The organism is Bacillus sp. UNC438CL73TsuS30, assembly GCF_000482325.1.
In the GTDB taxonomy this organism is placed as follows: domain Bacteria; phylum Bacillota; class Bacilli; order Bacillales; family Cytobacillaceae; genus Neobacillus.
The window spans coordinates 120,305-127,632 of sequence record NZ_AXVA01000022.1 but is presented as its reverse complement, the minus strand read 5'-3'; the positions used below and the strand labels follow the sequence as shown (position 1 = coordinate 127,632).

At 39.0% G+C, this 7,328-nt stretch carries 6 protein-coding genes and 9 tRNA genes; 13 read left to right on the top strand and 2 right to left on the bottom strand.

Annotation, left to right across the window (positions count from 1 at the left end; translation table 11 throughout):
• The 9 genes from M028_RS0109810 to M028_RS0109770 all read left to right on the top strand — a co-directional run bounded on the left by M028_RS0109810 (position 1) and on the right by M028_RS0109770 (position 1,002).
• Positions 1–76 (top strand) — tRNA-Val (locus M028_RS0109810).
• Between the two features lie 173 nt (positions 77–249).
• Positions 250–325 (top strand) — tRNA-Lys (locus tag M028_RS0109805).
• Between the two features lie 50 nt (positions 326–375).
• Positions 376–450: transfer RNA gene (locus tag M028_RS0109800), tRNA-Gly, on the top strand.
• 7 nt (positions 451–457) lie between these two features.
• Positions 458–531: transfer RNA gene (locus M028_RS0109795), tRNA-Cys, on the top strand.
• A gap of 39 nt (positions 532–570) precedes the next feature.
• Positions 571–647, top strand: a tRNA-Met gene (locus M028_RS0109790).
• A gap of 18 nt (positions 648–665) precedes the next feature.
• Positions 666–741: transfer RNA gene (locus M028_RS0109785), tRNA-His, on the top strand.
• Between the two features lie 13 nt (positions 742–754).
• Positions 755–829, top strand: a tRNA-Gln gene (locus tag M028_RS0109780).
• Positions 830–849: 20 nt separating this feature from the next.
• Positions 850–923, top strand: a tRNA-Gly gene (locus tag M028_RS0109775).
• Between the two features lie 5 nt (positions 924–928).
• Positions 929–1,002 (top strand) — tRNA-Ile (locus M028_RS0109770).
• A 115-nt stretch (positions 1,003–1,117) separates the two neighbouring features.
• Here M028_RS0109770 and M028_RS0109765 read toward each other — a convergent pair.
• Positions 1,118–1,360 carry a hypothetical protein gene (locus M028_RS0109765; protein ID WP_026573765.1) on the bottom strand — a complete coding sequence of 81 codons (243 nt, stop codon included), beginning with the start codon at positions 1,358–1,360 and terminating at the stop codon, positions 1,118–1,120.
• 93 nt (positions 1,361–1,453) lie between these two features.
• Here M028_RS0109765 and M028_RS0109760 point away from each other — a divergent pair, with 93 nt between their 5' ends.
• Together M028_RS0109760 and M028_RS0109755 are read left to right on the top strand one after the other, a co-directional pair.
• Entirely contained in the window at positions 1,454–2,365 is a 912-nt protein-coding gene (locus M028_RS0109760; RefSeq protein WP_026573764.1) for a GNAT family N-acetyltransferase, read from the top strand.
• A gap of 74 nt (positions 2,366–2,439) precedes the next feature.
• Positions 2,440–2,985, top strand: a complete 546-nt coding sequence (locus tag M028_RS0109755; protein ID WP_026573763.1) for a DUF4865 family protein — start codon at positions 2,440–2,442, stop codon at positions 2,983–2,985.
• 115 nt (positions 2,986–3,100) lie between these two features.
• On the opposite strand, the gene M028_RS0109750 is transcribed toward M028_RS0109755, so the two are convergent.
• On the bottom strand, positions 3,101–4,594 hold the full coding sequence (locus M028_RS0109750; RefSeq protein WP_081810704.1) for an amino acid permease: 1,494 nt from the start codon (positions 4,592–4,594) through the stop codon (positions 3,101–3,103).
• A 541-nt stretch (positions 4,595–5,135) separates the two neighbouring features.
• Between M028_RS0109750 and M028_RS0109745 the strand changes: the two genes are divergently transcribed.
• Together M028_RS0109745 and M028_RS0109740 are read left to right on the top strand one after the other, a co-directional pair.
• Positions 5,136–5,957 carry a sugar phosphate isomerase/epimerase family protein gene (locus M028_RS0109745; protein ID WP_026573761.1) on the top strand — a complete coding sequence of 274 codons (822 nt, stop codon included), beginning with the start codon at positions 5,136–5,138 and terminating at the stop codon, positions 5,955–5,957.
• A gap of 24 nt (positions 5,958–5,981) precedes the next feature.
• Positions 5,982–7,325, top strand: a complete 1,344-nt coding sequence (locus M028_RS0109740) for an amino acid permease (protein ID WP_026573760.1) — start codon at positions 5,982–5,984, stop codon at positions 7,323–7,325.
• Positions 7,326–7,328: the final 3 nt, after the last annotated feature.

The window sequence follows — 7,328 nt, the reverse complement described above, 5'->3', positions numbered from 1 at the left end:
GGAGGATTAGCTCAGCTGGGAGAGCATCTGCCTTACAAGCAGAGGGTCGGCGGTTCGATCCCGTCATCCTCCACCATGATTTTTTCACGATAGTGAAAATAATCTTCAATAAACAGCCATTAGCTCAGTCGGTAGAGCAGATTGCTTACTTCATTGAATAAGCTTCTGTGGCAATCTGCGAGAAAGAACGGAAGTTCTTTTGAGCATCTGACTTTAACTAATATCTGTTTAGGGAACTAACCCTAGTACGAGCCATTAGCTCAGTTGGTAGAGCATCTGACTTTTAATCAGAGGGTCGAAGGTTCGAGTCCTTCATGGCTCACCATTTTTAAATGAATTGTAACAAAATTGGAGAAGTGCCATAAGCTTTAATATGCGGAAGTAGTTCAGTGGTAGAACACCACCTTGCCAAGGTGGGGGTCGCGGGTTCGAATCCCGTCTTCCGCTCCACATTTTTGGCGGCATAGCCAAGTGGTAAGGCAGAGGTCTGCAAAACCTTTACCACCGGTTCGAATCCGGTTGCCGCCTCCAATTTTATAAGTTATATTGAAATAGGTAATTTAATTCCATGGCGGTGTAGCTCAGCTGGCTAGAGCGTACGGTTCATACCCGTAAGGTCGGGGGTTCGATCCCCTCCGCCGCTACCAATTTAATATTTGATTATGGCGGGTGTGGCGAAGTGGTTAACGCATCGGATTGTGGTTCCGACATTCGTGGGTTCGATTCCCATCATCCGCCCCATTATTTAGATCGATGGGCTATAGCCAAGCGGTAAGGCAACGGACTTTGACTCCGTCATTCGTTGGTTCGAATCCAGCTAGCCCAGCCATTTTTATAAAAAAGAAATATGCGGGTGTAGTTTACTGGTAAAACCTCAGCCTTCCAAGCTGATGTAGTGGGTTCGATTCCCATCACCCGCTCCAATTAAGGGCCTATAGCTCAGCTGGTTAGAGCGCACGCCTGATAAGCGTGAGGTCGATGGTTCGAGTCCATTTAGGCCCATAAAAATTTTAATTGAAATAAAAAGTCCAATTCGAAAACGAATTGGACTTTTTTATGGTTTCAGATGCCCGTATATCCTAAAAAATGCTACATCGGTCCCACAGAATACAAATTATCAACTCAATGATTCCTCAAAGAACCCCAATGCGTATTTAATCGCTTCCTCTACTTCATTGGTTTCATATCCCGGTAAATCCTCATCCGTTATTTCTAACTTTGTACCCGTCAGGCTATAGCCGCTATCTAAATTAATATCAAGAAATACCTCAAAACCCCCGGTTGTCTTGGTAATTTCAATAATATCGTAATCACGTATGGCCGTGCCGGTTGAATATTCTAATGGTTCCAATTCTGACACAAACAATCCCTCCTCAAGTGAATATCAACCATATCATACCCACAAACAAAAAAACATATATAGAATAAACAGATGTTTTTATGGGGGGATAAAATGAAAGTAGAAGCATTAAAGAGCGAAAAAATAAATGACTTTATAGATTACTGTAAAAAACATAGAAATGAGATTGACGGCTCTTATCTTTACGATGAAGAAATAAATGAGTTTATGCCGAATAAAGAGAATCCTACCTATATATTGACCAATAAACAGGGGAAGATGGTCGGAGCCGCATCCCTGATCATGGATGATTACAATCAAAGAGGACGAACAGCACGATTTAGAATTCTTCATTCCCAGAAAAAGAATCGAAAGTGTTTCCAATTGCTTTTACAGTCCATTTTAAATCATACAAAAGGGTTAGATAAAATCTTCCTTTTTATCCCGGTAAAAAATAAACCTCTGTCTAAATCGGTAGAACAACTAGGTTTTACTGTAGAACGATACTCCTTCCTGATGGTAAGAGAGGATTTAGACGTTCCCAAGGTTACTTTCCCCAGCGATTACACGATCAAAACTTTCAGGTCTGGAAAGGATGAAGAAATTTGGTGTAAAGTTCGAAACGCGGGGTTTGCTAACCTAAAGGGGAGCGAAGCACCGATCACACCTGATAACGTTAAGAAAATGGTTTCTAGTGATGATTACCTTGAAGGTGGAATGAAAATCCTATTTCATAAGGATAAACCAGTAGGGGTGGTCAGAGGTGCCGCTGATAAGCATGAGGACGAGCCAATTTTGAATATTGGACCGCTTGCGATATTGCCGGAATACCAAGGAAAAGGATTAGGGAGAACTTTACTTAGAGCTTCTCTTCAATTTGCCAGGGACAATTTTTACAAAAAAACAATTCTTTCAGTTAATGGCGAAAATGAAGGGGCAAAGGAGCTATATCGTAAAGAAGGTTTTAAAGAAGCGGATGCATTTACATGCTATCAATTAGTATTAAAAAGTAGAACAGACTTATAAAACTTCCCGATTTATGATTTAATGGGGTTGGTAAATCCATATTTTTCTAAATTAAGAGAGGGAGGGAAAATGGAATGATTGCAACACAATACAAAATTACATTTCCGAGTGATTATGATATGAAAATCATCCGAGATAGAGTAAAAAATAATGGTCATAAAACAGACGGATTTGAGGATCTTAAATTTAAACTATATTTAGTAACCGAAAAAGGTCTCAATCAAAATCTACAAAATAGTTATTGCCCCTTATATCTTTGGAATGGCAGCAATGGGTTAAACAAGTTCCTGTTTAATGGACCTTATGATAATATATTAAATTCTTTTGGTTGGCAGCGAGTAAATGTCGGAATTCCACTAATCGATACTACTACATCTAAAATAAAAGAAAATCAATGTCTATTTCAAATCACCAGAAAAATACCACCACAAGAAAGTTTAAATAACTTAAAGGATAAAATAGCGGAAAGTATTCCAACGATTGTTCATACAGAATATATCGTAATCTATAATCCGGATAAGTGGGAGTATGATGTATTTTACTTTCTGAGTGATTTAAGCCTGGTAAAAGAATTGAACGGAACAATTTATAATATACTGCATATTTCACAAGGAGAATAAATAGAGAAATGACGTGTGTGCATGCACACGTCATTTCTTATGCCATTTTTCAATAAATGATCCGAAAATGGAACCCCTTATATGAAAACCGGAGCATTTAAAAACATTATTTCAATTAAGCTTTACGATGTTCATCAAAATCAATTTTGCATTCCTCCAACGGAACAACCTTTGTTTTCTTAATAAATTTATATCCAAGCCACATGACAAGGAAGAGCGGGATGCCGAGATAGGCAGCAATTACACCACCCCAATCAATATGGTCACTTAAAAAGGCCTGATAGTTTTGGGCCAATAGGACGATTAAACAAAGAGCAAAAGCAAAGATTGGGCCGAACGGGAACCATTTAGAACGATAAGGAAGATCTTTTAAGGAATATCCTTGGGCAACGTAGGCTTTTCGGAAGCGATAATGGCTGGCAGCAATTCCTAGCCAAAAAATAAATCCTGTTACACCGACTGAATTCATCAGCCATATATACACTGCGCCATCCCCGAAGAAGGAAGAAAGGAAGGCCAACATCCCGACAAGGGTTGTTGCAATGATTGCAGGAACGGGAACGCCTCGATTATTAAGTTTGGTAAAAATTCGAGGAGCCTGCCCTTCTTGTGCCATTGCAAATAACATCCGGCTCGTAACATAAAGACATGAATTTCCTGCGGACAATACCGCTGTTAAGATAACTGCATTCATAAATGATGCTGCAATCGCAAGTCCAGCCTTTTTAAATACGAGCGTAAAGGGACTGAGCATGACCGTATCCCCTGCCAAACTGCTGGTGGTATATGGAATAATTAAACCGATTACAAAAATTGATAGACAGTAGAATAAGAAAATCCTCCAAAAAGTCGTCCGAATTGAGCGGGGTACGTTTTTTACAGGATTTTCACTTTCACCCGCTGCAACACCGATGACTTCCGTTCCTTGGAAGGAGAAACCAGCAGCGATGAAAATACCTAACGTAGCCATAAATCCGCCTGAAAACGGTGCATCACCGATCGTAAAGTTTTTGAATCCAATAGGTTTTCCGTTCATAATACCAAAAATCATGAGTAAACCGATACCAATAAAAATGACAATAGTAACGACCTTTATCAATGAAAACCAATATTCCCCTTCTGCATATCCCTTAACTGATAAATAGTTTAGCAAAAAAATAGCAACTAAAAAGAATAGGCTCCATAAAAATGAGGAACTGTGAGGAAACCAAAATTTCATAATCATTGTTGAAGCTGTTAGCTCTGCAGCAAGGCATATCGCCCAGGAATACCAGTAATTCCAGCCTAAGGCAAATCCGAGAGCTGGATCAATAAATCGGGTAGCATAAGTACTGAATGCACCGCTAACCGGCATGAATGTCGCAAGTTCTCCTAGGCTTGTCATAATAAAATAAACCATGATTCCAATTAAAGTATAAGCGACTAAAGCTCCACCTGGTCCGGCAGCGTGTATGGCCGGGCCGCTGCCCAGGAAAAGGCCTGTTCCGATTGCACCGCCTAATGAAATCATCGTCAAATGTCGTGCTTTTAATTTTCTTTGCAATGTAGGGGTTGCTGTAGCTTCTTGTTGTTCAGTTCTTGGAGTGTGCTTTACATTTACATCGAGCATATAATACCTCCACTGAAATTAATTTAGAGTGATTCAAATGCTTTCAAAATAATAGGATAACGGTTCATTAAAATGTTCAAATACTGATCCTTTATACACCTCCAAAAATTTACAAATTAATATAACACTGTCGATTAGCTCTGGTTGGAATTTTCAGATAAATTAGCAATTGATTATAGTATAAAAGTGTTGTTTTTTCGATGTCAACAAAATTTCTCCAACCTTTATAAAGTTATTAGTCTAATAAATTAGTTAATTAAAGTATTGAAGAGGGGTTTGAGCATTTTACAGCTTTTTTTAAATGAACCGATCGATGGCAAAAAAGCTATTTTAGAAAAATAAAAAAAGGTGCCTGGCACCACCCGAATTTTGTCGAAAAAAATTATTTTAGAAAAGGGATCTGGACAAAAAAGATTAATCTTTTATGTCAAATTCCGTTCAATAAAAATATTTAAAATATTCATTGCATTTAATGTATCTGTTGATTATAATACAAGACATAACAAATAAAGCGGGTTCACCAGAATGGAGGTTTAATATTTTGAAAATAGCAGGAATGAATATTACTTTCAGGCATTATCCTTTCCGATATTTTTTGGATTGTATGGATCGCCTGAATATAAGTAGTATTGAATTATGGGCCGGTGAGCCACATTTATATGTCTATCGAAATCTGCTTAGTAATTTAAGAGAGATTAAGAGAGAGGTTAAAGCTAGAGATATGGAGATCGTCTGCTATACTCCAGAACAATGCATCTATCCTTTTAATCTTGCCACATCGGATTCACAGTGGCGAAAAGCGAGCATTGATTATTTTATTGAAAATCTACATGCTGCCGTGGAATTGGAGACGGATAAAATGCTGATTACTTCCGGGATGGGTGACTTTTCCCTAACACAAGAAGAATCCTGGAAGTATACAAGCGATTCGATTTTTCAAATCTCCAAAGCAGCTGAGCAGGAAGGAATCACTCTTGCGCTTGAACCATTAACGAAATTTGAGTCCAATCTCATTATTGACACACCTGGACTAAAGAGAATGATTGAAGAAATTCAATCTCCTTCATTAAAAGGGATGATTGACACCGTGGCCATGCAGCTGGCGGGTGAAACACCGGATGATTATTTTTCGATGCTGCCTGAGTTAAGCCATTTCCATTTAATCGATGGCGATAGTGAGACAGATTCTCACCTTGCTTTAGATGATGGAAACCTAAATTGGAGAGAATATGTCAAAAGCCTTCAAAACCATCAATATGAAGGGGCATGTACCCTCGAGATTATGGGATCAAGTTATTATCAAAATCCACAAGATGCCGTTAAGAAATCATTAGAGAAATTAAATGAATTAGGAATCTTATAATCTGAAAATTTGGAGGAGCTCTTTATGAGTAATACTACGCTAACACGAAAGCTCGGTTTTTGGTCGGCTTTGGCAATTGCTGTTGGAACGACCGTAGGGTCAGGTATTTTTGTCTCGTCTGGTGATGTTGCCAAAGCAGCCGGAACCCCATCGATTTCCATTTTAGCTTGGATTATCGGCGGCATTATCGCCATCCCGCAAGTAATGGTTCTTGCTGAATTATCAACAGCTTATCCCCAAAATGGAAGCGGTTACGTTTACCTGAATAAAGCAGGCTGGAGACCTTTAGCCTTTTTATATGGATGGGCGACCTTCTGGGCATTGGATCCGCCATCGATTTCGATTATGGCTTTAGCTGTTGTTTCTTACCTAGCCAGCTTTTTTCCATTCTTCTCTGGATTTGCCGGTAAATTATTAGGGGTTGCCATTATATTGGTGATTACCTCGATCCATTATCGGAGTGTAAAAGAAGGCGGTCTTTTTCAGGTGATTATTACCGCTGTAAAAATTATTCCGTTTTTAATCGTTATTGCCTTAGGCTTGATGTACATGAATACTGGAAACTTCTCGTATACCCCTCATGGTGGTGTGGTAAAAACAAGTCTAATTGGTGGCGTCTCTGCGACTACTTGGGCCTACACTGGGATGGCTGCTATTTGTTTTATGGCGGGTGAATTTAAAAATCCCGGTAAAATTCTTCCGCGTGCACTGATTAGTTCAGTCTTTATTGTGTTAATCTTATATACTTTGTTAGCCGTTTGTGTAACGGGATTAATGCCTTTTGATAAATTAATTCACTCAAGTGCAGCTGTTTCAGATGCCGTTAAGTATATCCCGGGGCTGTCTCATATAGCTTCATCCTTTGTAGCGATTACTGCCATTATTGTTATTTTAGGTTCTTTAAGTTCATGTATTATGTTTCAGCCGCGCTTGGAATATGCGATGGCAAAGGACGGGCTGTTCTTTAAACGTTTTGGAAGAGTTCATCCTAAATATGAAACACCAAGTTTTTCAATTATTATTCAGGTTACCTATGCATGTATTCTTGTATTTGCAACGAATTTAACCACTTTGCTTGGATATTTTACCTTAATTCAATTGGTGATCAATATTTTAGACTTTGCCGCAGTATATAAATGCCGTAAGCGGGATGACTATAATCCAATCTACCGGATGCCGTTGTGGAGATTAACAACGATATTAGCCATTCTTGGAGCATCATGGCTTGCATGGGGGACCTTTACTTGGGCTCCATGGCAAGGGATGGTTGCAGCATTTGTTGTTATCGCCACAGGATTGCCAGTCTATTTCTACTGGGAAAAGAAATATGGATCTAAGAACGGCAAGGATGGCAATTTAGTAGCGTAATGA